Below are 23577 nucleotides of genomic sequence, written 5' to 3' on the forward strand. Positions count from 1 at the left end.
GGCGATGGGTTTAACTCATCATCCCTTTGACCAGGCGTTCCTGCTCGATCAGCTCGCGCTGGCGTGCATCAATGCGGGATGACAGGGGGAAGTTGTTGCCGGCGCGGCGCTTGGCAAAGTCCAGCTGCTGGATCGCCTGCTGGAAATCGCCCACCAGTGCAAAGTACTCGGCGCGAGCCTGATGCAGGCCGATGATGTTGCCGGACAAGCCGCGCGTCTCCGCGACCTGATACCACACGTCCGGATCGTCCGGGCGGGACTTGAGCAAGCCGTCCAGGGCTTTTTCTGCATCGGCGGTGCGGTTCTGCTTGAGCAGCAAGTCAACCCGCACCTGGTTCAGCGGATAGTTGCCGGGGTACTGGGTAAGCATCCGGTCGGTCCGTTGCTGGGCATCCGGCAAGTGATTGCTGGTGATGTCCAGCTCGATTTGCGCGAGGTTGTAGGTGATGTCGTTGGGGGCCTTGGCCAGCAACGGGGCCAGGTTTTCCCTGGCTTGCTTGAGCTGGGTGCCCTTGATCTGGGCAATGGCCAGGCCATAGCGCGCCACATCGTTCTTCGGGTTCTCGTCCAGCTGTGCCTGAAAGCGCTTGGCGGCCAGCCCAGGCGTGTCTTCGTATTGCAACTGCACCCGTGCGCGAATCAACTGATAGCGCAGACTGTCTTCCTTGCCACCGGGCTTGGCTTGCTCCGCGCGGTTGCGGGTGTCGGCGATCCGCGATTCGGTTACCGGGTGAGTCAGCAGGAATTCAGGGGGCTTGGCGTCGAAGCGGTATTGGCGCATCAGGCGCTCGAACATGGTCGGCATGGAGCGCGGGTCATAACCGGCTTTTTCCAGGTTGAGGATGCCGATACGGTCGGCCTCTTGCTCATTCTGGCGAGAGAACCTTCGTTGTTCCTGGATCGCGGCGGCCTGGGTGCCGGCGATCGCGGCAATACCGGCATCGCCGGCACCTGCGGCGGCAGCAATGATGCCGCCAAGCAGGGCGGCCATCATCGGGATCTGCATGCGTTGCTGTGCTTCCACGCCTCGGGCGAAATGGCGTTGCGACAAGTGAGCCAATTCGTGAGCCAGCACTGAAGCGTACTCACCTTCGGTCTGCGCATTCAGGAACAGGCCGCCGTTGACCCCCACAATGCCGCCAGGTGCGGCAAAGGCGTTGAGCTGCGGGCTGTCGATCAGGATGAACTCCAGGCGCCGGTCATTGACCTGGCTGGTCTCCACCAGCTTGTACACGCTGGTTTCGACGTAATCCTTGAGCTGCGGATCGTTAAGCTGTGAGACCTGGCCGCGCAGGTAAGCCAGCCAGGCACGACCCAGTTGGTATTCCTGTTGTGGCGAGACAATGGCAGAGCTGGCGTCGCCAAGTGACGGCAGGTCGTCAGCGAAGCCTGGAGAGGCCAGCAGGCAAGCCAGCGTCAGCAGGGTGGGGCGCAAGAAAGTCATGCACAGAGCCTTTGGACAAAGAGCTTACTGTAGCCGGACACTGAGCTTCGGACCAGATATTCTAAGCACCCCGAACGCTGCCCGGAGTAAAACCATGACCGACGCTGTAGCCTTTGATGCCGAACTCGATGCCAGCGGCCTCAATTGCCCGTTGCCCTTGCTCAAGGCCAAGTTGGAACTCAATCGTTTGGCCAGTGGCGCAATACTCAAGGTGATCGCCACGGACGCAGGCTCCCAGCGTGACTTTCGCACCTTTGCCAAACTGGCAGGCCACACGTTGTTGCATGAAGAAGATGCAGCCGGCGTCTACTGTTACTGGTTGCGCAAGGCCTGAGCCGTTTGCCCCCCATTGTCTGAGGTTGATTGATGTTCAAGGTGTTACGAGACTGGATTCAGCGTTACTTTTCCGATGAAGAAGCCGTGGTGCTGGCGGTCCTGCTCTTCCTCGCGTTCACCGCCGTACTCACCTTGGGCGGCATGCTCGCGCCGGTGCTGGCGGGGATGGTGCTGGCCTACCTGATGCAAGGCCTGGTTACCACCCTGGAGCGTCTGCGCTTGCCGGGCGCGGCGGCGGTGGGCTTGGTGTTTGCCTTGTTCATGGGGTTGCTGCTGGTCTTTATCGTGATCGTGGTACCGCTGTTGTGGCACCAATTGATCACCCTGTTCAACGAGCTGCCGGGCATGCTCGCCAAATGGCAGTCACTGTTGCTGCTGTTGCCGGAGCGCTATCCGCACCTGGTATCGGACGAGCAGGTGCTACAGGCCATCGAAGTGGCCCGTGGCGAGATCGGAAAATTCGGCCAATGGGCGCTGACTTTTTCCCTGTCCAGCCTGCCGCTGCTGGTCAATATCATGATCTACCTGGTGCTGGTGCCGATCCTGGTGTTCTTCTTCCTTAAAGACCGCGCAATGATCGGTCGCTGGGTCAGTGGCTACCTGCCGCGCGAGCGGGCGCTGATTACCCGGGTGGCTGAGGAGATGAACCGGCAGATTGCCAACTACATTCGGGGCAAGGTCATTGAGATCATTATCTGTGGGGGCGTGACCTACATCGCCTTTATCGCCCTGGACTTGAACTACGCAGCGCTGTTGGCCTTGCTGGTCGGCATTTCCGTGGTGGTACCGTATGTCGGCGCCGTGGTGGTGACGGTACCGGTCACATTGATCGCCCTGTTCCAGTGGGGCTGGAGCGACCAGTTCATCTACCTGATGGCGGTGTACGGGATTATCCAGACCCTGGACGGCAACGTGCTGGTGCCGCTGCTGTTCTCCGAAGCCGTCAACCTGCACCCGGTGGCAATCATCTGCGCGGTATTGTTGTTCGGCGGGTTGTGGGGATTCTGGGGGGTGTTCTTTGCGATTCCCCTGGCAACGCTGTTCAAGGCGGTGCTGGACGCGTGGCCGCGGCAGGATCCGGTGGTGGCGCCTTTGTTATAGCGGCAGGGCGAATTGTGACGAGGGCGCTTGCTGCCTTTTTATTGGAGCCGCTTCGCAGCCCAGCCGGAGCAAGCGCCCTCGTTACAGTGGCTCGCGCTGCTGATCAAGCCTTGTTCAAAGCCTGCGCCGCCGCCAACACGGCGTCCACATGCCCTGGCACTTTCACGCCGCGCCATTCCTGACGCAGCACTCCTTCACTATCGATCAGGAACGTGCTGCGATCCACACCCAGGTATTCCTTGCCGTATAGCTTCTTCAGCTTGATGACATCGAACAGTTGGCAAACCGCCTCGTCCTTGTCGCTGATCAGCTCAAAGGGGAATGCCTGCTTGCCCTTGAAGTTCTCGTGGGACTTCACGCTGTCGCGCGACACGCCAAACACCTCGGTGTTGGCGGCCTTGAACGCTGCGTACTGGTCACGGAAACCCTGGCCTTCAGTGGTGCAGCCCGGGGTGCTGTCCTTCGGGTAGAAGTAGATCACCACTTGCTTGCCCTTGAGGGCTTTGATGCTGAAGGTCTGGCCGCTGGTGGCCGGGGCTTCGAAATCGGCTACGGGTTTGTCGATGACTACCGCCATGGAGGGTTCCTTACATTGGGTTCTGTGGGCGCCAAGGCTCGATCAGCGCGTCAAGGTTCAAGGCATCGGCGAAGTCCAGGAACTGGTCGCGCAACCAGCTGATCTGCACGCCGGCCGGCAAGGTCACGGTGAAGGTGGCATTGAGCATGGTGCCGCCGGTTTGCGGGGCCTGGTACGTGTCGCAGGTCAGGTTCTCCAGTTCGACGTTATGGTCGATAAAGAACTGGCACAGCTCATTGACGATGTCCGAGCGATAGGCCGAGCTGACATACGCGACATAAGGCAGGGCCTGGGGACGGTTCTCCAGGGCGGCGCTGCGCACCACGTTGACGGTGAAGTCGTGCTTCTTGGCCAGGCCCGGCAGGCCAGTCTCAAGCCGCGCCAGGGCGTCCCAGGTGCCGGAGATCTGCAACACCAGCGCACTGCACTCGCCATGGCGGGTCAGGCGCGAGGTCACGACGGCGCAGCGGTTTTCATGGCTGGCGCGGCACAGGACGTTGGTCAGCTCCATGGGGTTGGCGCCGAGGGCACTGATAACAAGGAATTGTTCGCGAACTGTGGGGGTGGACATGCAGCCTTCCTAAAACGATGAGCGGTCGATACGGTGAGGGCTGTATCGATCAAAGCATGAAGGGTAGCGAAAAGCGTCGCCAAGGGATAGGAGGTGGCGTTTTCATTGCGTGATCGGCGGGTTTTTACCCCACCGCGACCTCCACTTTCGCGCAATGATGGCATTGCCCGTCGTTTAGTTGATCCAGAACGCATCCTCAGGCGGTACTTCGCTTGTACAAGCATCTTGGCGCCAGTACCATTACGGCTCTCTTTTTCCGGCAGGAGCGGTTGCATGATTGCGGGCAGTATGGTGGCACTGGTCACACCCATGGATGCACAAGGTCATCTCGACTGGGACAGCCTTGGCAAACTGGTGGACTTCCACCTGCAAGAAGGCACCAACGCCATCGTGGCGGTCGGCACCACGGGTGAATCGGCCACCCTCGATGTGGAAGAACACATCCAGGTGATCGAATTCGTGGTCAAGCGTGTCGCGGGCCGTATCGCCGTGATCGCCGGTACGGGCGCCAACTCGACGCGTGAAGCCATCGAGCTGACCAGGAACGCCAAGAAAGCCGGCGCGGATGCCTGCCTGCTGGTGACCCCGTACTACAACAGGCCGACCCAGGAAGGCCTGTACCAGCACTTCCGTACCATTGCCGAAGCCGTCGATATTCCGCAGATCCTCTACAACGTACCGGGCCGCACCGCGTGCGACATGAAGGCTGAGACCGTGATCCGCCTGTCCACCGTGCCGAACATCATCGGCATCAAGGAAGCCACCGGCGACCTGCAACGTGCCAAGGACATCCTGGCCGGCGTGCGCAGCGACTTCCTGGTGTATTCCGGTGACGACGCCACGGCAGTCGAGCTGATCCTGCTGGGCGGCAAGGGCAACATTTCCGTGACCGCCAACGTGGCCCCCCGCGCCATGAGCGACATGTGCGCAGCCGCCCTTGCTGGCGATGCCGTGACTGCCCGTGCGATCCACGAGAAGCTGATGCCACTCAACAAGACACTGTTTATCGAATCCAACCCTATTCCCGTGAAATGGGCGCTGTTCGAGATGGGCATGATGCCGGACGGTATCCGTCTGCCGCTCACCCGTCTGAGCGAAGCCTTTCACGAACCGCTGCGACAGGCCCTGCGCCAGTCCGGCGTCCTGGTTTAATTGAGGAAGCACTACGCATGAAGCGATTGGCCGGACTTTCCGCACTTGCCTTGATTATCTCCAGCACCAGTGGCTGCGGTTGGATCTGGGGCCCGGAAGGCTACTTCCGTGACCGCGGCAGCGATTACCTGGAAGCACAAGCAACCAAACCGATGCAATTGCCACCGGACGTCAATGTTGCCAAGCGCCTTGACCCGTTGCTGCCGATCCCGCGTAACGTGGCCGACGACACCACCAAGGGTGAGTACGTAGTGCCACGTCCACAGCCGATCTCGGCCGTGGCGGATGCCAGCGACTACAGCTTGCAGAAGAGCGGTGACTCGCGTTGGATCGTGGCGCAGCGCCCACCTGCCGAAGTCTGGCCGGTGGCCGTGCAGTTCTTCCAGGACAACGGTTTCCGCATCGACGAGCAGCGCCCGCAGACCGGTGAGTTCACCACCGCATGGCAGCAAGGCAGCGAGCTGTCCGCCAACATGGCCAAGCGCCTGCAGGCCGGTGGCGTCGCGGCTGACAGCGAAGCCCGTGTGCGTGTGCGCATCGAGCCTGGCGTACAGCGCAATACCAGTGAAGTCTATGTGGTCAGCGCCGAGCGTCCTGCCGGCAGCACGTCCAACGTCGAGTTCACCAACCGCTCGGTCAACACCGGCGTCGATGCCGCCTTGGTCGACGAGATGCTGGCCAGCATGAGCCGTATTTCCGAGAAGGGCGGTTCCGTTTCCCTGCTCGCGGCGCGTGATTACGACACCCCTAGCCGCGTCAGTCTCACCGAGGACGGCAGCGGCAACGTGGTGCTGAACCTGGGTGAAGACCTGGACCGTGCCTGGGCCAGTGTGGGTCGTGCTTTGGAACAAGGCCCTTGGCGCGTTGAAGACATCAACCGCAGCCTCGGCCTGTACTACATCAACGTGGCTGAAAAAGCCGAGAAGAAAGACGACGAGCCTGGTTTCTTCGGCAAGTTGTTCGGCAGCAAGCCGACCAAGGAAGAGATCGAAACCCGCGCCGAGCGTTATCAGGTTCGCCTGAGCAAGGTTGGCGAAACCGTACAAGTCACCGTCGAGAAAAACATCAACACCGTTGCGCCCGCTGAAACAGCGCGCAAAGTGTTGGGCGTGATTCAAGACAACCTGGGCTGATCCGGTGCGTTTTGCCGTTCTCGGCAGCGGTAGCCAAGGGAACGGTACGCTGGTCGCCCACGACGACACGTACGTGCTGGTTGATTGTGGTTTCTCCTTGCGGGAAACCGAGCGGCGCCTGCTGCGCCTGGGGGTTCACCCCTCGCAGCTGAGCGCGATCCTGGTGACCCACGAACATGCCGACCACGTGCATGGCGTGGGTTTGCTGTCTCGGCGCTACAATCTTCCGGTGTACCTCAGTCGCGGTACGTTGCGCGGGATGCGCAAGCCCATTGAACCCGCAGGTTTCCTGGCGGGTGGCGAGCAACTGCAGATTGGCGCGTTGAGCATCAATGTGATTGCCGTGGCGCACGACGCCCAGGAACCTACGCAGTATGTATTCAGTGATGGGGAGCGGCGCTTCGGCGTGCTCACCGACCTGGGCTCCTACTGTGCCAAGGTGCTGGACGGTTACCGGAACCTCGATGCCTTGATGATCGAGTCCAACCACTGCCGAGACCTGCTGGCTCGCGGTCACTATCCGTACTTTCTCAAGCAGCGGGTGGGTGGCGAACTGGGACATTTGAACAACCACCAGGCGGCGTACCTGGTGTACGAGTTGGGCTGGCAAGACCTGCAACACCTGGTCCTGGCCCACTTGAGCAGCAAGAACAACCTGCCGACGCTTGCCCGGCAATGTTTTGTCGACACCCTTGGGTGCGACCCGGACTGGCTGCAACTGGCCGATCAAGATTCAGGGCTCGACTGGCGACACATCGCCTAGCCCACCTCACTCAAAGCGGAGCCCATCATGGAAAAACGTGAAGAACTCTACCGCGGCAAAGCCAAGTCGGTGTACAAGACCGACGACGCCAACCGCCTGATCCTGCTGTTTCGCAACGACACCTCGGCGTTCGACGGCAAGCGCATCGAGCAACTGGATCGCAAGGGCATGGTGAACAACAAGTTCAACGCCTTCATCATGCAGAAACTCGAAGCGGCCGGCATCCCGACCCAATTCGACAAACTGCTGAGCGACAACGAGTGCCTGGTCAAGAAGCTAGACATGATCCCGGTGGAATGCGTCGTGCGTAACTACGCCGCCGGCAGCCTGGTCAAGCGCCTGGGCGTGGAAGAGGGCCTCAAGCTCAACCCTTACACGTTCGAGCTGTTCCTGAAGGACGACGCCAAGGGCGACCCGTTCATCAACGAATCCCACGTCGTGGCGTTCGGTTGGGGCACCGCTGAGCAACTGGCGCGCATGAAGGAGTTGTCCCTCAAGGTCAACGACGTGCTGAGCAAGCTGTTCGACGACGCAGGCCTCCTGCTGGTGGACTTCAAGCTGGAATTCGGTGTGTTCCACGACGGCTCTATCGTCCTGGGCGACGAATTCAGCCCGGACGGCTGCCGCCTGTGGGACAAGGACACCAAGAAGAAGATGGACAAAGACCGCTTCCGCCAAGGCCTCGGTGATGTGATCGAAGCCTACGAAGAAGTCGCCCATCGTCTCGGCGTACCGCTGTAATCGACGCAAGCATCTGATAGCACGGAAAAAAATCTCTATTCGAGCTTTGCTTCCACGAAACAGGCTGTTATGATGCGCGCCGTTGGAGAGATGCCAGAGTGGCCGAATGGGACGGATTCGAAATCCGTTGTACCTTCACCGGTACCTAGGGTTCGAATCCCTATCTCTCCGCCATTACATAGAAAAAGCCCCGTAGCTGAATAAGCTACGGGGCTTTTTCGTTTCCGGGTATTCGCTTGGCAACGGCCGAAGCACATCTATTTTTTTGCGCCTCACCGAATAACTTTCCCCGCTGCGGTGTTCACTACTCACACCATCAGGGAATGCCCATGAACATACCGACCGACCGCTACGACCGTTGGACCCGCATCTTCCACTGGCTCACCGCTGCCGTGGTGATCTTCATGTTTGCCAGTGCCCATCTCTGGGAAAACCTGGAGAAGGGCACGCCGCTGCGCAAGGGCCTGCAATCGCTGCATATCTCGCTCGGCATTGCGATGGCGCTGTTGATTGTCGTGCGGATCGCCTGGCGATTGATTGCGGGTCATCATCCAAAGTCCGACAGTCCCCGGGCGCTTAACCTGCTGGCGAAAATGGCGCATGGTTGCCTGTACCTGTTGCTGTTGGCGCAGATCGTCCTGGGCTTTATGTTTCGCTGGGCTCAAGGCGAGCCGTTCAATTTCTTCGGGCTGTTCCCCATTCCTGCTCCCGTTGTGATTGATCACGAATGGAGGGGCGCCCTGGGTGGTCTGCATGACAATGTGGCATGGGCGATCATCCTGCTGGCGGGCCTGCATGCCGCGGCTGCGCTCTGGCATCACGTTGTCGTCGGCGACAACACGCTGCGCCGTATGTTGCCCGGTTCAGGTAATGCGCTTCAAAAGTGATGTTCGCTGTTGCACCTCCCCATCGTTACGGAGCATGACAACCATGAAAAACCGCCACGAACACCCCGTCACTTACCGCACCGCGCTGTTCTTCAGTGCTTGCCTGGCCGCCGCTTTACTCGCAGGCCCAGCTCACGCCTCCGGTGACGAATCGGCCCCGCCCAAGCCTAACTGCCCGAAAGGCCAGGTCTGGGATACCAAGAGCGGAAAATGCGTGCTGCAAACCAGCAAAGCCACTTCGGACGCCGACCGTACCGATTACGCCTACCGCCTGGCCAAAGATGGGCGCTACGACGAAGCCCTGGCATTGCTCGATACCCTGCAAAACCCGAACACCGCCAAGGCTCTCAACTATCGCGGCTATGCCACGCGCAAACTGGGGCGCACCGATGAAGGTATCGGTTATTACCTGAAGTCCGTCGCGCTCGACCCCAACTACGCGCAGGTTCGCGAGTACCTGGGCGAGGCCTATGTGATCAAAGGGCGCGTCGACCTGGCGCAAGAGCAACTGGTGAAAATCAAAGCCTTGTGCAGCACCACCTGCGAAGAGTACCAAGACCTCGCCGAAGCTATCGCCGCCGCGCCACAGGCTTGAAACCGATGAGTGAACCGACAGGGGGCAGCCATCACCAGAGAGGCTGAGTTTCGTCGCGAGCTGGGCCTGTTGTTGCCGCGTTTATGGCGATATGGGTTGGTGTTGTCGCGGCAAAAGCATCTGGCCGAAGACTTGGTGCAGGCGACCTGTGTGCGAGCATTGGAGCGTGCCGGGCAGTTCGCGGCCGGCACGCGCCTGGACCGCTGGCTGCTGTCGATCATGCATTCCATCTGGCTCAACGAGGTGCGTTCGCAACGGGTACGCCAGGGGCAGGGGTTTGTCGAGGGGGAACAGGCGTTGTCCTTCGATGGCGAGAGCCAGGCTCAGGATCAGGTATTGGCCGCGCAAGTGATCAAGCTCGTTAACGGGTTGCCTGAAGCACAGCGGGAAACAGTGTTTCTGGCGTACGTCGAAGGGCTTTCCTACAAGGAAATTGCCGAGGTGCTGCATATTCCCGTCGGGACTGTGATGAGCCGGTTGGCCGCCGCCCGCTTGAAACTGGTGCAGACCACACCCTCTACGGCCCAGCAGGATAAATCCAGCGGAGAACGGCGATGACTCAGACTAACGTACCGTCCGATGAGTGGTTGGTGGCTTATCTGGATGGCGAGCTGGAGGTGGAGCAGCGGGCGTTCATCGCCAATCAGGTCCGCACGGACCCGGTGCTGGCCGCACGCCTGGAGGCTTTGCAGTGCGCTGACTTACCCTTCAAGGCCGCCTTCGACTCGGTGCTGGGTCAAGCACCTACCGCGCGGATGCAGGCAATGCTCAACGCCTTGCCAGCGGCACAAGCCCCAGCGCTGAGTCGACGTCGCTTCCTGGCCGTAGCCGCCGGTTTTGCCGTGGCAGGCGCAGTTGCCGACCGCCTGTTCATCAGTTGGCCTCGCGCGCAATCCGCTCAAGGCTGGCGTGCCTCGGTTGCCGAATACATGGCCCTGTACACACCGCAGACCCTGGAAAACCTCAGCGCTGATCGCGCCTCTCACATCGCCCAACTCAATGGCGTGGGAGCACAATTGGGGCTGTCGTTATCTCCAGAGGCGGTAACTCTGCCCGGCGCCGAGTTCCGGCGTGCGCAGATCCTCGACTATGAAGGCGTAGTGATCGGCCAATTGACCTACCTGGATCCGCGCCATGGTCCATTGGCACTGTGTATCACCGCCAGCCAAAAGGGCGCGCAGCCCGTCGCTACCGAGCAGCGCCGAGGCATGAATGTGGTGTATTGGGCCAGCCTGTCCCATGGCTTCATGCTGATCGGTAGAAACACATTCGAGGATTTGCAGATCATGGCCAGCCGCGTCGAACGGACGTTAATAGCTTGAACCCGGTGAGCCGGCATCGTCTGCTGCACTCGCCAACCGCCCCAACAGCGACTCAATGAACACCCTTTCCGCTCGACTCATCTTCTGCTCCCGATGCCACAGCAAGTGGATATCCACATCGGCAATCCCCTCATCCGGCGGCAGCCGCCACAGCAGCCCGTTCTTCACATCCTCCGCCACCACGTGAACCGGCAGGCAGCCCAAACCAAACCCGGCGATCACCAGGCGGCGTACCTCTTCCAGGCTGGATGACGACGCCACGATCCGCCCGCTGAAGCCCTGCTGATCACGAAAGATCGTCAGCGGCGATAGCATCCCGCCGATTTGATCACTGGTGAAACTCACGAAGTTCTCCGACTGCAAATCCCCCTCCGCCAATCCGCTGCGTCCGAACAGGGCATGGTGCCGTCCGCAAAAGAACGCGTAGCGCTGGCGCAGGAACAGATGCTGCTCCAGCCGTGGCTGTGATCGACGGTTGAGGCTCAGGCCCAGGGTGGCGGTTTTTTCCAGCAGGGCGGCGACGATGTCGGAGCTGCGCATCACCTCCACTTCCAGGTCGACCCGTGGATGTTCACGATGAAAGTCCGCGAGAAACTCATCGAAAAGGTCCGAGTTGATCCGGCTGATCATCAGCAAACGCACCTTGCCGATCACTTCATCGCCAGGCTTCTGCAGGGCATTGCTCATCTGCGAGACCTGGCCGTACATCTCGCCGGCAATGGCGAAGATCTGTTTACCGGCCTCGGTCAGTACGAAACGCGGGCCACGGCGGGCGATGAGTTGGCAGTCGAGTTGTTCTTCCAGGCGCTTGAGGGCCTGGCTGATCGCCGGTTGGGTCAAATGCAGGCGGGCGGCGGCGCGGCTGATGCTCAGTTCCTGGCCGATCACGCGGAAGGTGCGCAGCAGGTTCCAGTCCAGGCGGTCGTTGAGCAGGGGGTGAATATCGCGACGGGGTTCGGACATGGCGCGGCTCAATAATAAGCAGAATTTATAATTGGAATAATAAATAGAAAATTGACTAATCATAGCCCCGCGACGATAAATCACCCCTGACAAGCGCCATCAGAGCGCATGCGTTCGACCTTTCTCCTGCCAAAAAAATAACCAAAGGAGCCCGCCCCATGAAGCCTTCCGCTTCGCCCCAGCCTCGCCGTGCTGCGGCCGCCGCTTTTATCGGCACCATGATCGAGTGGTACGACTTCTACATCTATGCCACCGCCGCGGCGTTGGTGTTCGGTCAGCTGTTTTTCCCTTCCGAAGACAAATTGTTCAGCACCATGGCTGCGTTCGGTACCTTTGCCGTGGGCTTTTTCGCGCGGCCGTTGGGCGGCATCGTGTTCGGGCATATCGGCGACCGCATTGGCCGCAAGAAATCCCTGGTGATCACCCTGGTCATGATGGGCGTGGTCACCGTGTGTATCGGGCTGCTGCCAACTTACGCGCAGATCGGCGTCGCGGCGCCGGTCATGCTGGTCCTGCTGCGCATCGTGCAAGGTATTGCCGTCGGTGGCGAGTGGGGCGGTGCGGTGCTGATGGCCGGTGAGCATGCGCCCAAAGGGCGGCGGAACTTCTTCGCGTCCTTTGCTCAGCTGGGCAGCCCGGCGGGGTTGATTTTGTCGCTGCTGGCGTTCAGCGCGGTGACGCGTTTGCCGGAAGAAGACCTGCTCAGTTGGGGCTGGCGCCTGCCGTTCCTGGCCAGTGCCTTGCTGCTGATAGTGGGCCTGGCGATTCGCCTGGGCGTAAACGAATCCCCTGAGTTCCTCGAAGACCAGGCCCTGGCGCAAAAGGCCCGGGCGATCAAGCCCGACCAGGCCCCGGTGATCGAAGTGCTGAAAACCGCGTGGCGCCCGTTGTTGCTGTGCATTGGCGCCAACACCCTGGGCATCGCCGGCGTGTATTTCACCAACACGTTCATGATTGCCTACAGCACTCAGCAACTGGGCTTACCGCGCTCGTTGATTCTGGAGTGTTTGTTCTTCGTTGCCATCATCCAGTTCTGTGTCCAGCCGCTGGCGGCCTGGGTGGCGGAGAAGGTCGGCGCCACGCGGTTTCTCTGCGCGATGACGGTACTGGCGATGGCTTCGCCGTACCCGATGTTCGTGCTGGTGAGCAGCGGCCAGGCGCCGTTGATCATCCTCGGCATCGCCCTGGCCGTGGTGTGCATGGCCTCGTTTTATGCGGTCATCGCCGGCTTTGTCAGCGGCCTGTTTGAAACCCGTGTGCGCTATACCGCGATTTCCTTGGCCTATCAGGTGTGCGGTGCGCTGGCCGGTGGTCTGACGCCATTGATCGGCACCTGGCTGGCCCATGCCTACCAGGGCCAATGGTGGCCGATGGCGGTGTTTTACAGCCTGATCGCGGCGGTCTCGCTGGTGTGCGTATTGGCGTTATCGCGCCGCCACGCCACCGCCCGCCGTCTCGAAATGGCCCCAAGTGTCTGAGGGGAGATGGGTAATGTTGAAGATTAATGGCCAGCGCCTGTGGGCCAGCCTGATGGCCATGGCTGAAGTGGGTGCGACCGCACGCGGTGGCAGTTGCCGCCTGGCCTTGAGCGCTGAGGACCAGGCCGGTCGCGAGCTGTTCAGCCACTGGTGCACTGCGGCGGGGCTGACCTTGAGCGTGGATGCCATCGGCAACCTGTTCGCCCGCCGCGCCGGGACGGAGGAGGACGCCGCCCCGGTGATGATGGGCAGCCACCTCGACACTCAGCCGAAGGGCGGGCGTTTCGATGGTGTCTACGGTGTGCTGGCTGGCCTGGAAGTGATCCGCAGCCTTGACGACCACGGTATTCAAACGCGTAAACCGTTGGAAATCGCCGTATGGACCAACGAGGAGGGCGCCCGGTTTACCCCGGCGATGCTTGGCTCGGCGGTCTTCACTGGCGCCCTGGCGTTGGACAAGGCCCTGGCCAGTGTCGACGTGGACGGCATCAGCGTGGCCGAGGCCTTGCGCGCCATCGGCTACCACGGTGAGCGCGCGTCAGGTGGTGCGGTGGATGCGTATTTCGAAGCGCATATCGAGCAAGGCCCGATCCTGGAAGACAACGCCAAGAGCATCGGCGTGGTCACTGGTGGCCAGGCGATTCGCTGGCTCGACGTGCGCGTCACCGGCATGGCGGCGCACGCTGGCACGACGCCGATGCCGCTGCGCAAGGACGCGCTGTATGGCGCTGCGCAAATGATCCAGGCGCTGGAAAGCCTGGCCAAGGATTTCGCTCCCGAGGGCCTGACGACCGTTGGTGAATTGAGCATCGCCAAATCCTCCCGTAACACCATCCCCGGGCTGCTGCATTTTAGCGTCGATCTGCGCCATCACCGCGACACCGACCTTGATGCCATGGAACAGCAGGTGCGCAAACAGTTGCAGGCCATCGCCGCGCAACGTGGGCTCGACGTCACCATCAGCCCCCACTGGATCAGCCCGGCGACACCGTTCGATGCGCAATGCGTGGCCTGCGTGCAAGCCGCGGTGGACGCCTTGGGCTACAGCCAGCAGCGGATCGTCAGCGGCGCCGGTCACGACGCGATTCACCTGGCACGCTATTGCCCCACCGCAATGGTCTTCATCCCCTGCGTCGGCGGCCTCAGCCACAACGAAGCCGAAGATGTATTGCCCGAAGACGTGCGCCAGGGCACCGATGTATTGCTTAACGCCGTGTTGGCTCGCGCCGGCCAGGCCACATGACCACTCATACCTGAAGACTGGCGCCGTCCCGCTCAAACAGGGGCGCAGTGTTCATCCAGGAGCCTCTTATGCGTACGTTTTTCCACCCCGAACAGCTGCTGCACCATCCGCGCAGCTACTATTCCCGCGGCCAGATGCGCACGCCGCAGGAAGTCCCCGAGCGTGCCCGCAACCTGCTGCTGGCTGCGCAAACCCTTGGCTTCGACATTCAACAACCGCAGGATTATGGACTTGAGCCCTTGCTGGCCGTCCACGGCGCGTCTTACCTGACTTTCCTCCAGCAAGCCCACGCGCTCTGGAAAGAAATCCCCGAGGACTGGGGCGACGAAGTCATGTCCAATATCTTCGTGCGCGAGCCCAACGCCCTGCGCGGCGTCCTGGCACAGGCTGCGCGCTACCTGGCCGACGGCAGTTGCCCGGTGGGTGAACTCACCTGGCGCTCGGCATATTGGTCAGCCCAAAGCGCCGTCGCTGCCGCCAGGGCCATCCTCGACGGGGCGCCCGCAGCCTATGCACTGTGTCGCCCGCCAGGTCATCACGCGCGCTTCGATGCGGCAGGCGGCTTCTGCTACATCAATAACGCGGCCGTCGCGGCACAGGCGTTGCGCGAAGGCTTCCAGCGCGTCGCCATCCTCGACACCGATATGCACCACGGCCAGGGCATCCAGGAAATTTTCTACGACCGCGACGATGTGCTCTACGTGTCGATCCACGGCGATCCCACCAACTTCTACCCCGGCGTCGCCGGCTTCGCCGAAGAGCGCGGCAACGCCGCCGGTGAAGGCTGCAACCTCAACCTGCCGATGGCGCACGGTGCCAGCGAGGCGGTGTTTTTTGCACAACTGGAGCGGGCGCTCAAGGCAGTCAAAGACTTCTCGGCGCAGGTGCTGGTGTTGTCCCTGGGCTTCGATATCTACGAACTCGACCCGCAAAGCAAAGTCGCGGTGACGCGGCAGGGGTTTGCGCAGTTGGGAGACTGTATCCGTGGGCTGGGGTTGCCCTGTGTGATCGTGCAGGAAGGGGGGTATCACCTGGAGACGCTGGACAGTAATGCCCAGGCGTTTTTCAACGGCCCACAGGCTTGGAGAGTGTAATCAGGCAACTTCTCAGGGGCTGAAACCGAAACGCCTGCTGGGCTCCATGCCCAGCAGGCGTTCAGTGGTTGCCAAACACTGTGAGACGCGTTGGCAACACTTTCTTCCGTGCGGCTAAAGTACTGTCCCAGCAGGCCGACACGCTCTCATACGATGTCGTATTCCTAAAAAAAAGAGAGTCGCCAAACATGTCCCTTCGCAGCCTGTCCATCGCCCGTCGCGCGGGCTTGGGTTTTGCCCTGATTGCCTTGCTCGTCGCTCTGCTGGGGTTTTTCGCGCTCTCGAACATGGCCAGCATTCGTGCCAGTGCGGTGCAGGTGGAAAGCGGGCTGGTGCCCAAGATGCGCCTGGTGGCGGACATTCGCGAAATCATGCTGCGCATTCGTACGATTTCTTTGCGCATGGCGCTGGACCCGAACCCCGCGAGCATCCCGCAATACCGCAGCCAGATGGACACCCGCAGCCAGGACCTGGCCAAGCGGCTGGCCGACCTCAACGCGGTGATCGACACCCCCGAGGTGCGCACGCTGTATGAGCAGTTTCAGGTCTCGCTGCGCCAATACCAGCAGGGGCTGGCCCAGTCGTTTGTCCTTGCCGACCAGCAGAAGGGCGCCGAGCTCAACAAGTTGCTGCTGGTGGACATGAAAACCGTGGTGGATGGCTCCGGAGCCCAACTCAACGCCCTGGCCGACTACTACAACGCGCAGATCAACCAGCAGGGCCAGGCGGCTGAGGCGCAGTACGGCCGTTCGCGTACGATGGTCTTCGGTTTTGTGCTGCTGGCCGCGTTGAGCACCGTGGCGCTGGCGTGGTTGCTGACGCGCAGCATCGTCGGCCCCTTGAGCCATGCAGTGCGGGCCGCAGAAAACGTCGCCCGAGGCGACCTGACCCAAACGGTGGCGGTGACCGGCGACGACGAAGTGACCCGCCTGCTCGTGGCGCTCCAGAGCATGCAAGCCAGCCTGCGCGGGACCTTGCAACTGATTCGCCAGTCGGCCGGTCAGTTGGCGTCTTCCGCCACCGACCTCAATGGCATCACCGACCAAAGCAGCCGCAGCCTGCAAAAACAGACCGCTGAAATCGAGCAGGCCGCCACGGCGGTCAACGAGATGACCTCGGCCGCGGATGAGGTGGCGCGCAATGCGGTGTCCACCTCCGAATCCACACGCCTGTCCAATGAAACGGCGCGCGAGGGCCAGCACCGAGTGGGCGAAACCGTCAGCGCCATTGAAGCCCTGAGCACCAACATCGGCGAAACCTCGACCCTGGTACAGAACCTCGCCGAGCAATCGCGGGATATCGGCAAGGTGCTCGACGTGATTCGCTCCATTGCCGAGCAGACCAACCTGCTGGCCCTCAATGCCGCTATCGAAGCGGCGCGGGCCGGTGAGTCCGGGCGTGGTTTTGCGGTGGTGGCTGACGAAGTGCGCGCACTGGCCCACCGTACCCAGCAATCGACCCTGGAAATCGACCAGATGGTCACCGCGATGCGCACGGGCTCCGACCAGGCACTGACATCGATGCAGTCGAGTACCCAGCGCGCCACTGACACGTTGGCCCTGGCCGAAGGGGCCGGTGGTGCATTGAGTCAGATCACCGACTCCATCGACCAGATTCACCAGCGCAACCTGGTGATCGCCAGCGCCGCCGAGGAGCAGGCCCAGGTGGCCAAGGAGGTCGATCGCAACATCGTTAATATTCGCGACCTGTCTGCCCAGTCGTCTTCCGGCGCCGGGCAGATCAATGGGTCGAGCCGTGAATTGGCGCAGTTGGCGGTCGCCCTCAACGAGGCGGTGGCACGCTTTCAGCTGTAGTGACGTGCGCCGTGAGTGGCGGCGGGCAGGAGAGCGCTAATTCAGCGTCGGTTCTTCCTCGATCTTTATATTGACCGCTTGCCACTCACCCCCCGGCCCCCGTTCCAATTCGTAGCTGACGATTTGCCCCTCGCGCAGCACCCGACCGCCCTGGGCGGTGCTGCTGCGAAAGAACACGTCTTGCGTATCGTGGACGGCAGTTTCGCTGCTGATGAAGATTGCAGTCTGTGGAGTTGTTCTGGACATGGCCGTTCTCCTTTTTCAGTGCAATACATGGCCCGTGGTGGGCGGGGTGAAGCGGTCATTCAACGGTTTATCAACCGACCACTTGGACTTTGTCGGCCTGCATGCCTTTTTGCCCTTGCACCGCTTCGAAGCTGACTTTCTGTCCTTCTTTCAATGATTTGAATCCTTCGCCCACAATCGCCTTGAAGTGTACGAACAGGTCGGGCCCGCTCTCCGGAGTGATAAACCCAAAGCCTTTGTCATCGTTGAACCACTTCACCGTGCCGTTCTGTCTGTTGCTCATTGTTCGTATCCTCTAAACCCTTGTGTCCTGCTGCGCGCCGATGCGACGCAACATACTTAATAAAAGCCCCGCGTCAGCCAGCCGTCAACACGGCGCGAGACCAACGGTACTGTCATTTCTGACAGGTTCTAAGGCCGTCAAAGCGCGCCATACTGCGCAGTTTCATGCTGAAGACCCGCAGCAGACCCCGCAGTGTTCGGGCGGCCGTCCCCGCGCGCATGGCGCCCTGTCGTCGCCCATACGATAATGCCGGCATTCCGATTCCCACTGGCTATCCTCCGTGATCATCAACTTCGACCTCAACGACCTCCAAGCCTTCCGCGCCGTGGTAGACAAGGGCAGTTTTCGCGCCGCCGCCGAGGCCATCCGGATTTCGCAACCGGCCCTCAGCCGCCGTATCGAAAAGCTTGAATCCGCCCTCGATGTAAAGCTGTTCGAACGCACCACGCGCCGGGTCAGCCTGACCATGGTCGGGCGTGCATTCCTGCCTCAGGTCGAGCGCATGCTCGACGACCTCGACATTGCCTTGATGGGCATCAGTAACGTGGCGTCCACGCGCATGGGCGACGTCACCATCGCCTGCGTGCCGTCTACGGCGTATTACTTCATGCCCCACGTGATTTCCGAGTTCCACAAGCTGTACCCGAAGATTCGCCTGCGGGTGCTGGACGCCAGTGCCGGTGAGGTGTGCAGCGCGGTGGGGAGTGGCGAGGCGGATTTTGGCGTGAGTTTCAGCGGCAGCCTGGCCGATGAAGTGGAATTCGAGTTGCTGATGCAGGAGCGCTATGTACTGGCGTGTCGTCGGGACCACCCGTTGGCCGGACGCGACAGCGTGACCTGGGCCGAGGCCTACGAGCACGACTACATCACGGTGGACAAGACGTCGGGCAACCGCGCCCTGCTGGACCAGGCCTTGCACGGCGTGCGGGTGAAAAAACCGAGCGTCTGCGAGACACACCACGTGACCACGATGATCGGCTTGGTGGAGGCGGGGCTGGGGGTGGCAATGGTGCCGTCGATCGCCATGCCGGCGGGCGAACACCCGATTCTGGTGAGTGTGCCGCTGGTCGAGCCGCCGGTGATGCGCAACGTGGGCTTGATCAAGCGTCGCGGGCGGACATTGCCGCCCGCGGCGCTGGAGTTGGAGCGGTTGGTGCGGGAGATGCCGTTTCGGTCAGCGTGACACCGAGTCCAGGCCGGTGGATTGCACCAGCGGTTGTGCCTCGGGCGAGGCCAGGTACTGCAACAGTGCCTTGGCCTGGGCCGGGTGTTCGGCGTTAACCGGAATGCCCGCCGCAAAGCGTGTCACCGACTGCACGTCTTCCGGGATCTTGCCCACGTAAGTCACCCCCGGCACCGGCAACAGTTCCGCGACCTGTTGCAAGCCCACCTCGTATTCACCCTTGGCAACCTTCTCGGCCACCGGGATGCGTTCGATCATGCTGCCCTTGGCGGGCATGCCGAGTTTCTTGAACAGCTCCTTCTCGACATACACACCGCTGGCGCTGTCCGAATACGCTATGGACTTGGCCTTGAGCAGCACGGCCTTGAGCTCGGCGTCAGTGCCAATCGCCGGTTTCGCCGCGCCTTCTTTCACCACCAGGCCGATGCGCGAATCCGCCAATTCCACGCGGGACGCCGGGTCGACTTTGCCTTGCTTGATCAACTCATCCAGGGCGTAGCCGACCATAATCACCACGTCGGCGTGTTCGCCACGGGCCAGGCGGTTGGGAATCGCTTCCGGCGCCTTGCCCATCGAGGGGCCGAGGATCGTGTCGAGGGTATCGCCGCTCTGTTTGGCGTATTGCGGGCCCAGCAATTTATACGCCGCAGTGAAGCCACCCGAGGTCATGACCTTGAGTTCTTCGGCCTGGGCCGTCAGTGCCAGGGTGCCGAGGGCCAGGGTCGTCAGGGTCTTGAATAGCGTCTTCATCACACGGCCTCCTGCATCACTTGCCCACGGGTGTTGGCCCGGCGATACAGCGCCAGGGTCGAGCACAAAGCGCACAGCGCGGCAAACATCATCCAGTAGGCCGGGGAGGCCTTGTCTTCGGTGAGGTGGATGAACCAGGTGGAAATCGCCGGAGTGAAACCGCCAAAGAGTGCGGTCGCCAGGCTATAGGCCAGGGAGAAGCCCGCCACGCGCACTTCCACCGGCATGATTTCGGTCAGCGCCGGGATCATTGCGCCGTTGTACATGCCATAGAGGAAGGAGAACCACAGCAGGACTTCCAACATATGCGCAAAGCTCGGCGCGTTGACCACGTAGGACAACGCCGGGTAAGCAGTGAGAACCGTCAGCACGGTCATGGCGACCAGTACCGGCTTGCGGCCAAAGCGGTCGCTCAAGGTGCCGCCGATGGGCAGCCAGACAAAGTTCGACACGGCCACCAGCAAGGTCACCAGCAGTGCATCGGAGGTGCTCAGTTGCAGCACGGTCTTGCCGAAGGTCGGCGCGTACACGGTGATCAGGTAGAACGCCGTGGTGGTCATGGCGACCATCAGCATGCCGCCGATGACCACCGTCCAGTTCTTCGCCAGGGTCGCCAACACTTCGCGCATGGTGGGGCGATGTTTGCGGTTGGCGAACTCTTCGGTTTCCTCCAGGTTGCGGCGCAGTACGAAGATGAACGGGATGATCACGCAACCGAAGGCGAACGGGATACGCCAGCCCCAATCGGCCACCACGGCCGGTTCCATCCACACATTCAGGCCATAACCCAATGCGGCGGCCACCACGATGGAGATCTGTTGGCTGCCCGATTGCCAGCTGGTGTAGAAGCCCTTGCGGCCGGGCGTGGCCATTTCGGACAGGTACACCGACACACCGCCCAGTTCCGCGCCGGCCGAGAAACCTTGCAGCAGGCGGCCGACCAGTACCAGCAACGGGGCCCACAGGCCAATGCTGTGATAACCGGGCACCAACACGATCAGCAGCGTGCCGCTGGCCATGATCGACAGGGTCACGATCAACCCTTTGCGGCGACCGACGTCGTCAATGTAGGCGCCCAGAATGATCGCGCCCAATGGCCGCATCAGGAAGCCTGCGCCGAACACGGCGAAGGTCATCATTAATGACGCAAACTCATTAGCGGCGGGAAAGAACGCGGCAGCAATGTAGGTGGCATAGAAGCCGAACAGAAAGAAGTCGAACTGTTCGAGGAAGTTGCCCGAAGTCACGCGGAAAACCGCACCAATTTTCGAGCGAGCGGCGTCAGGCCGAGAAGGGCTATTCATGGTTTTGTGTCTCCAGCGTTCTTTTAAAGTGCTTGTTTCGCTTAAGACCGCGGATAGTGGCTGACACATTTAGAAATGATAAGTGAGTTATTTGGATGTATTGATGCGTGCAGATTATCAATCCGCGAGCCCGCCCCAAATGACTGCCGTGTTCTATGCTTGCAGGTGTGTCCAATTCTTACGGATGGGAGGTGGCTATGGGTAATGAACAGAAGCGTCAAGAGCAGCCGAAGCGTGAGCAACCCCGGCGACACGAAGAGGAAAAACCCCAGACTTGGAAGCATCCGGACGACGGAACAGAGCTGTCCGAGCGCGATCAGGAGCGTCCGCTCAAGCCCTGATCAATGTTCGATCGAGGGCAAAAAGCAACCTTGATGGGCCATGAACTGCCTCCACGAATAGCGCTCCGTGGGGGCAGGTGTTACCTGGGTCGGGGTCTCGAATTTAACCAGCGAGGCACCGGTATCGGCATTAATCACCTCAACGCGACACCAGCCGCTGTCGCTGTCCGCAATCCCGCCTTTGAGCAGGTAACGCCCCTGGGCGGCGAACTCAGTGTTGAACTCGATCACACAGCGCCGCCCGGCGCTCGCCAGGCCCGACACGATCAGGTGCAGCGCTTGGTTGGCGGCGATGTCCACGTAACCGTCGGGGCGCGAAGTGGTGCCGTGCACGGCAAATAATGCGGTTTCCTGACTCGGCGTTCCCACCCTGCCTTCCAGGCACTCATGATCCGTCGAAACGCTGACAGACAGCCCTTCGTTGTAGCTGTCGTGGGTGCTCAATTCACTTTTGACCTGTGCTCGGGGGCCGTCGAGCGGTGCCTTATAGGGCGCCATGGCCGTGCATCCGGCCAACAGCAGCGGGAGCACAACGCAGTGGATTTTCATCAGGGGGTCAGCGTCCATTCCAGAGGGTATTCATGATCAACAGGGGCCAACTCTGTGACAAGTGTGCTGTCGTGGGTTTGGGAAATTATTTGACATATTTGATTTGTGATCACATATTGTCGCCATAAGAACGACAACACAGGTTTGCCTCATGACAGATGGTCCGCTTCTCCTGCCCACCCTGCGCCAGGTGTCCCGCGATACCTTGCAAGACCAGGTCTATCGCCAGATCCGTGAAGCCTTGATGAGTGGCCGTTTCCAGCCTGGCCAGAAACTCACCATCCGTGGCCTGGCCGAAGCGCTTGGCTCCAGCCCCATGCCAGTGCGCGAAGCGCTGCAACGCCTCAGTGCCGAAAACGCCTTTGAAGTCACGGAAACCTCGCGTCTGCGCGTACGCATGATGACGGTCGAACGCCTGCGCGAAATTCGCGATGCGCGGGTCGCCCTCGAAGGGCTGCTGGCGGAAAAGGCCGTGTTGCTCCTGCAAAAGGCTGACCTCGACGAAATCACCGACCTGTGCGAGCAGATGCAGCACGCCGCGGATGAAGTCGACGTGTCGCGCTACCTGTGGACCAACTTCGCGTTCCACCGGCGCATCTACGCTGTGGCCCAGGCCGAATTGACCATGGCCGCCGTGGAAAACTTCTGGCTGCACATGGGCCCCTGCTTTGCCCTGGTCGCCCCCGATAAAGCTCACCTGCAACGCTCGATGGAGGCGCATACGCGCATCGTTGAGGCCCTGGCTGCCCGCGATGGCGCCGGTGCCCGCGCGGCGGTGACCGATGACATCATGCAGGCCGCCGACTCCCTGGCGCGCCTGCTCGTCAAGAACGACCGTTCGCGGTCGTCTGCTTCAGGAGGTAAACGGGCATGAGTGTCCTACAACGGTTGCAGCCCTATCCTGGGTTACGTGTGTTGATTTCCGGCGGGGCTGCCGGCATCGGTGAGGTCGTGGCGGCGGCGTACCTGGAAGCCGGTGCCCAGGTGCATGTGTGTGATGTCAGCGAACCGGCCCTGGCGGCCTTTCGCGATAAATACCCAGGCACCGTCGCCACGCGTGCCGACGTCAGCGATGCCGCGCAGATCGAAGCCGTGTTCACGGTGCAGCGCGAGCAATTCGGCGGCCTGGATGTGCTGGTCAACAACGCCGGGATCGCCGGGCCCACCGGCGGGATCGATGCGATCAGCGACGCCGAATGGCAAGCCACCATCAACATCAACCTGACTGCGCAATATCGGTTTGCCCACCACGCGGTGCCGATGCTCAAGGAATCCTCCCACGGCCACCTGTTGCATATCGCCTCGGTGGCGGGGCGCCTGGGCTACGCGTGGCGCACGCCGTATGCGGCGACCAAATGGGCGATTGTCGGCCTGATGAAATCCCTGGCCTCGGAGTTGGGCGAGAGTGATATCCGCGTCAACGCGTTGCTGCCTGGCATCGTCGAAGGCCCGCGCATGGACAGTGTGATTCGCGCCCGCGCCGAACAGGTCGGCGTGCCGGAAGCCGAGATGCGCCAGGAGTACCTCAACAAGATTTCCCTCAAGCGCATGGTCAGCGCCGAAGACGTCGCGGCCATGGCCTTGTTTCTCTGTTCGCCCGCCGCCCGCAACGTGACCGGCCAAGCGATCAGCGTCGACGGTAACGTCGAGTACCTGTAAGCCGCACGCGCTTCGCCAAGGAAGAACCCACCGCTGCACCGGGATTTT

At 61.3% G+C, this 23577-nt stretch carries 27 protein-coding genes, 1 tRNA gene and 1 pseudogene; 20 read left to right on the forward strand and 9 right to left on the reverse strand.

Annotation, left to right across the window (positions count from 1 at the left end; all coding sequences use genetic code 11):
* Positions 1-10: 10 nt before the first annotated feature.
* Positions 11-1444 carry a M48 family metalloprotease gene (locus ACODSV_RS22420; RefSeq protein ID WP_024073996.1) on the reverse strand — a complete coding sequence of 478 codons (1434 nt, stop codon included), beginning with the start codon at positions 1442-1444 and terminating at the stop codon, positions 11-13.
* A 94-nt stretch (positions 1445-1538) separates the two neighbouring features.
* On the opposite strand from ACODSV_RS22420, the gene ACODSV_RS22425 reads away from it, so the two are divergent.
* Together ACODSV_RS22425 and ACODSV_RS22430 are read left to right on the forward strand one after the other, a co-directional pair.
* Positions 1539-1778, forward strand: coding sequence for a sulfurtransferase TusA family protein (locus tag ACODSV_RS22425; protein WP_024073997.1), 240 nt, complete (start codon positions 1539-1541; stop codon positions 1776-1778).
* A gap of 32 nt (positions 1779-1810) precedes the next feature.
* Positions 1811-2881: an AI-2E family transporter gene (locus ACODSV_RS22430; protein ID WP_150054724.1), complete on the forward strand. Its 1071-nt coding sequence runs from the start codon at positions 1811-1813 to the stop codon at positions 2879-2881.
* 103 nt (positions 2882-2984) lie between these two features.
* Here the strand turns inward: ACODSV_RS22430 and ACODSV_RS22435 are convergent, their stop codons facing one another.
* The gene (locus tag ACODSV_RS22435) at positions 2985-3458 is read right to left on the reverse strand and encodes a peroxiredoxin (protein WP_024073999.1); all 474 of its coding nucleotides are present in this window, start codon (positions 3456-3458) and stop codon (positions 2985-2987) included.
* Positions 3459-3468: 10 nt separating this feature from the next.
* On the reverse strand, positions 3469-4029 hold the full coding sequence (locus ACODSV_RS22440; protein WP_003172487.1) for a glycine cleavage system transcriptional repressor: 561 nt from the start codon (positions 4027-4029) through the stop codon (positions 3469-3471).
* Positions 4030-4302: 273 nt separating this feature from the next.
* Between ACODSV_RS22440 and dapA the strand changes: the two genes are divergently transcribed.
* The 9 genes from dapA to ACODSV_RS22485 all read left to right on the forward strand — a co-directional run bounded on the left by dapA (position 4303) and on the right by ACODSV_RS22485 (position 10622).
* Positions 4303-5181: a 4-hydroxy-tetrahydrodipicolinate synthase gene (gene dapA / locus ACODSV_RS22445; protein WP_024074000.1), complete on the forward strand. Its 879-nt coding sequence runs from the start codon at positions 4303-4305 to the stop codon at positions 5179-5181.
* A gap of 17 nt (positions 5182-5198) precedes the next feature.
* Entirely contained in the window at positions 5199-6314 is a 1116-nt protein-coding gene (bamC, locus tag ACODSV_RS22450) for an NlpB/DapX family lipoprotein (protein WP_024074001.1), read from the forward strand.
* 4 nt (positions 6315-6318) lie between these two features.
* Positions 6319-7077, forward strand: coding sequence for an MBL fold metallo-hydrolase (locus tag ACODSV_RS22455; RefSeq protein WP_150054723.1), 759 nt, complete (start codon positions 6319-6321; stop codon positions 7075-7077).
* A gap of 27 nt (positions 7078-7104) precedes the next feature.
* Complete coding sequence (gene purC / locus ACODSV_RS22460) at positions 7105-7818, forward strand: phosphoribosylaminoimidazolesuccinocarboxamide synthase (RefSeq protein ID WP_024074003.1); 714 nt, start codon at positions 7105-7107, stop codon at positions 7816-7818.
* 84 nt (positions 7819-7902) lie between these two features.
* A tRNA-Ser gene (locus ACODSV_RS22465) sits at positions 7903-7992 on the forward strand.
* 155 nt (positions 7993-8147) lie between these two features.
* Entirely contained in the window at positions 8148-8705 is a 558-nt protein-coding gene (locus ACODSV_RS22470; protein WP_069075461.1) for a cytochrome b, read from the forward strand.
* A gap of 43 nt (positions 8706-8748) precedes the next feature.
* Positions 8749-9300 carry a tetratricopeptide repeat protein gene (locus tag ACODSV_RS22475; protein ID WP_024074005.1) on the forward strand — a complete coding sequence of 184 codons (552 nt, stop codon included), beginning with the start codon at positions 8749-8751 and terminating at the stop codon, positions 9298-9300.
* A gap of 60 nt (positions 9301-9360) precedes the next feature.
* Complete coding sequence (locus tag ACODSV_RS22480) at positions 9361-9858, forward strand: RNA polymerase sigma factor (protein WP_041161116.1); 498 nt, start codon at positions 9361-9363, stop codon at positions 9856-9858.
* On the forward strand, positions 9855-10622 hold the full coding sequence (locus ACODSV_RS22485; protein ID WP_489045941.1) for an anti-sigma factor family protein: 768 nt from the start codon (positions 9855-9857) through the stop codon (positions 10620-10622). The genes ACODSV_RS22480 and ACODSV_RS22485 overlap by 4 nt, the downstream gene beginning before the upstream one ends.
* Here ACODSV_RS22485 and ACODSV_RS22490 read toward each other — a convergent pair.
* Positions 10611-11585 (reverse strand): LysR family transcriptional regulator, encoded by a 975-nt coding sequence (locus tag ACODSV_RS22490; RefSeq protein WP_150054721.1) that lies wholly within the window; start codon positions 11583-11585, stop codon positions 10611-10613. The two genes, ACODSV_RS22485 and ACODSV_RS22490, sit on opposite strands and share 12 nt — an antisense overlap.
* A gap of 158 nt (positions 11586-11743) precedes the next feature.
* On the opposite strand from ACODSV_RS22490, the gene ACODSV_RS22495 reads away from it, so the two are divergent.
* The 5 genes and pseudogenes from ACODSV_RS22495 (at position 11744) to ACODSV_RS22515 (ending at position 17214) form a co-directional block, all read left to right on the forward strand.
* Positions 11744-13063: an MFS transporter gene (locus ACODSV_RS22495; protein WP_150054720.1), complete on the forward strand. Its 1320-nt coding sequence runs from the start codon at positions 11744-11746 to the stop codon at positions 13061-13063.
* Between the two features lie 13 nt (positions 13064-13076).
* Positions 13077-14306 (forward strand): Zn-dependent hydrolase, encoded by a 1230-nt coding sequence (locus ACODSV_RS22500; protein ID WP_150054719.1) that lies wholly within the window; start codon positions 13077-13079, stop codon positions 14304-14306.
* Between the two features lie 68 nt (positions 14307-14374).
* Positions 14375-15400: a histone deacetylase family protein gene (locus tag ACODSV_RS22505; protein ID WP_150054718.1), complete on the forward strand. Its 1026-nt coding sequence runs from the start codon at positions 14375-14377 to the stop codon at positions 15398-15400.
* 188 nt (positions 15401-15588) lie between these two features.
* Positions 15589-16356, forward strand: a pseudogene (locus tag ACODSV_RS22510) (MCP four helix bundle domain-containing protein); the annotation flags it as partial.
* Positions 16351-17214 carry a methyl-accepting chemotaxis protein gene (locus ACODSV_RS22515; protein WP_370531108.1) on the forward strand — a complete coding sequence of 288 codons (864 nt, stop codon included), beginning with the start codon at positions 16351-16353 and terminating at the stop codon, positions 17212-17214. The pseudogene ACODSV_RS22510 and the gene ACODSV_RS22515, both read left to right, overlap by 6 nt.
* Positions 17215-17250: 36 nt before the next feature.
* Here ACODSV_RS22515 and ACODSV_RS22520 read toward each other — a convergent pair whose 3' ends face one another.
* Together ACODSV_RS22520 and ACODSV_RS22525 are read right to left on the reverse strand one after the other, a co-directional pair.
* Positions 17251-17460 carry a cold-shock protein gene (locus ACODSV_RS22520; RefSeq protein WP_024074013.1) on the reverse strand — a complete coding sequence of 70 codons (210 nt, stop codon included), beginning with the start codon at positions 17458-17460 and terminating at the stop codon, positions 17251-17253.
* Positions 17461-17530: 70 nt separating this feature from the next.
* A complete protein-coding gene (locus ACODSV_RS22525; protein WP_150056466.1) occupies positions 17531-17743 on the reverse strand; it encodes a cold-shock protein in 213 nt (70 codons plus the stop codon).
* A 280-nt stretch (positions 17744-18023) separates the two neighbouring features.
* Between ACODSV_RS22525 and ACODSV_RS22530 the strand changes: the two genes are divergently transcribed.
* A complete protein-coding gene (locus tag ACODSV_RS22530) occupies positions 18024-18926 on the forward strand; it encodes a LysR family transcriptional regulator (RefSeq protein WP_024074015.1) in 903 nt (300 codons plus the stop codon).
* Here ACODSV_RS22530 and ACODSV_RS22535 read toward each other — a convergent pair.
* On the reverse strand, positions 18918-19676 hold the full coding sequence (locus tag ACODSV_RS22535) for a substrate-binding domain-containing protein (protein WP_069075456.1): 759 nt from the start codon (positions 19674-19676) through the stop codon (positions 18918-18920). The genes ACODSV_RS22530 and ACODSV_RS22535 overlap by 9 nt on opposite strands.
* Positions 19676-20980, reverse strand: a complete 1305-nt coding sequence (locus tag ACODSV_RS22540) for an MFS transporter (protein WP_024074017.1) — start codon at positions 20978-20980, stop codon at positions 19676-19678. The genes ACODSV_RS22535 and ACODSV_RS22540 overlap by 1 nt, the downstream gene beginning before the upstream one ends.
* 197 nt (positions 20981-21177) lie before the next feature.
* Between ACODSV_RS22540 and ACODSV_RS22545 the strand changes: the two genes are divergently transcribed.
* Positions 21178-21321, forward strand: coding sequence for a hypothetical protein (locus ACODSV_RS22545; protein WP_173860561.1), 144 nt, complete (start codon positions 21178-21180; stop codon positions 21319-21321).
* Here the strand turns inward: ACODSV_RS22545 and ACODSV_RS22550 are convergent, their stop codons facing one another.
* Positions 21322-21888, reverse strand: a complete 567-nt coding sequence (locus tag ACODSV_RS22550) for a hypothetical protein (protein ID WP_102625589.1) — start codon at positions 21886-21888, stop codon at positions 21322-21324. It lies immediately after the preceding gene.
* A gap of 133 nt (positions 21889-22021) precedes the next feature.
* Between ACODSV_RS22550 and ACODSV_RS22555 the strand changes: the two genes are divergently transcribed.
* Both ACODSV_RS22555 and ACODSV_RS22560 read left to right on the forward strand, forming a co-directional pair.
* A complete protein-coding gene (locus tag ACODSV_RS22555; protein WP_069075453.1) occupies positions 22022-22744 on the forward strand; it encodes a GntR family transcriptional regulator in 723 nt (240 codons plus the stop codon).
* Positions 22741-23529: an SDR family oxidoreductase gene (locus ACODSV_RS22560; protein ID WP_150095296.1), complete on the forward strand. Its 789-nt coding sequence runs from the start codon at positions 22741-22743 to the stop codon at positions 23527-23529. Before ACODSV_RS22555 ends, ACODSV_RS22560 begins: the two co-directional genes overlap by 4 nt.
* Positions 23530-23577 lie beyond the last annotated feature (48 nt).

It is taken from the genome of Pseudomonas sp. FG86 (genome assembly GCF_057808775.1).

Excerpts from the sequence above, each read along its gene's own strand:
- ACODSV_RS22420 (WP_024073996.1), bottom strand. The coding sequence starts at position 1,444 with ATGACTTTCTTGCGCCCCACCCTGCTGACGCTGGCTTGCCTGCTGGCC.
- ACODSV_RS22425 (WP_024073997.1), top strand. The coding sequence starts at position 1,539 with ATGACCGACGCTGTAGCCTTTGATGCCGAACTCGATGCCAGCGGCCTC.
- ACODSV_RS22430 (WP_150054724.1), top strand. The coding sequence starts at position 1,811 with ATGTTCAAGGTGTTACGAGACTGGATTCAGCGTTACTTTTCCGATGAA.
- ACODSV_RS22435 (WP_024073999.1), bottom strand. The coding sequence starts at position 3,458 with ATGGCGGTAGTCATCGACAAACCCGTAGCCGATTTCGAAGCCCCGGCC.
- ACODSV_RS22440 (WP_003172487.1), bottom strand. The coding sequence starts at position 4,029 with ATGTCCACCCCCACAGTTCGCGAACAATTCCTTGTTATCAGTGCCCTC.
- dapA (WP_024074000.1), top strand. The coding sequence starts at position 4,303 with ATGATTGCGGGCAGTATGGTGGCACTGGTCACACCCATGGATGCACAA.
- bamC (WP_024074001.1), top strand. The coding sequence starts at position 5,199 with ATGAAGCGATTGGCCGGACTTTCCGCACTTGCCTTGATTATCTCCAGC.
- purC (WP_024074003.1), top strand. The coding sequence starts at position 7,105 with ATGGAAAAACGTGAAGAACTCTACCGCGGCAAAGCCAAGTCGGTGTAC.
- ACODSV_RS22470 (WP_069075461.1), top strand. The coding sequence starts at position 8,148 with ATGAACATACCGACCGACCGCTACGACCGTTGGACCCGCATCTTCCAC.
- ACODSV_RS22475 (WP_024074005.1), top strand. The coding sequence starts at position 8,749 with ATGAAAAACCGCCACGAACACCCCGTCACTTACCGCACCGCGCTGTTC.
- ACODSV_RS22485 (WP_489045941.1), top strand. The coding sequence starts at position 9,855 with ATGACTCAGACTAACGTACCGTCCGATGAGTGGTTGGTGGCTTATCTG.
- ACODSV_RS22490 (WP_150054721.1), bottom strand. The coding sequence starts at position 11,585 with ATGTCCGAACCCCGTCGCGATATTCACCCCCTGCTCAACGACCGCCTG.
- ACODSV_RS22495 (WP_150054720.1), top strand. The coding sequence starts at position 11,744 with ATGAAGCCTTCCGCTTCGCCCCAGCCTCGCCGTGCTGCGGCCGCCGCT.
- ACODSV_RS22500 (WP_150054719.1), top strand. The coding sequence starts at position 13,077 with ATGTTGAAGATTAATGGCCAGCGCCTGTGGGCCAGCCTGATGGCCATG.
- ACODSV_RS22505 (WP_150054718.1), top strand. The coding sequence starts at position 14,375 with ATGCGTACGTTTTTCCACCCCGAACAGCTGCTGCACCATCCGCGCAGC.
- ACODSV_RS22515 (WP_370531108.1), top strand. The coding sequence starts at position 16,351 with ATGCAAGCCAGCCTGCGCGGGACCTTGCAACTGATTCGCCAGTCGGCC.
- ACODSV_RS22520 (WP_024074013.1), bottom strand. The coding sequence starts at position 17,460 with ATGTCCAGAACAACTCCACAGACTGCAATCTTCATCAGCAGCGAAACT.
- ACODSV_RS22525 (WP_150056466.1), bottom strand. The coding sequence starts at position 17,743 with ATGAGCAACAGACAGAACGGCACGGTGAAGTGGTTCAACGATGACAAA.
- ACODSV_RS22535 (WP_069075456.1), bottom strand. The coding sequence starts at position 19,676 with ATGAAGACGCTATTCAAGACCCTGACGACCCTGGCCCTCGGCACCCTG.
- ACODSV_RS22540 (WP_024074017.1), bottom strand. The coding sequence starts at position 20,980 with ATGAATAGCCCTTCTCGGCCTGACGCCGCTCGCTCGAAAATTGGTGCG.
- ACODSV_RS22545 (WP_173860561.1), top strand. The coding sequence starts at position 21,178 with ATGGGTAATGAACAGAAGCGTCAAGAGCAGCCGAAGCGTGAGCAACCC.
- ACODSV_RS22550 (WP_102625589.1), bottom strand. The coding sequence starts at position 21,888 with ATGGACGCTGACCCCCTGATGAAAATCCACTGCGTTGTGCTCCCGCTG.
- ACODSV_RS22555 (WP_069075453.1), top strand. The coding sequence starts at position 22,022 with ATGACAGATGGTCCGCTTCTCCTGCCCACCCTGCGCCAGGTGTCCCGC.
- ACODSV_RS22560 (WP_150095296.1), top strand. The coding sequence starts at position 22,741 with ATGAGTGTCCTACAACGGTTGCAGCCCTATCCTGGGTTACGTGTGTTG.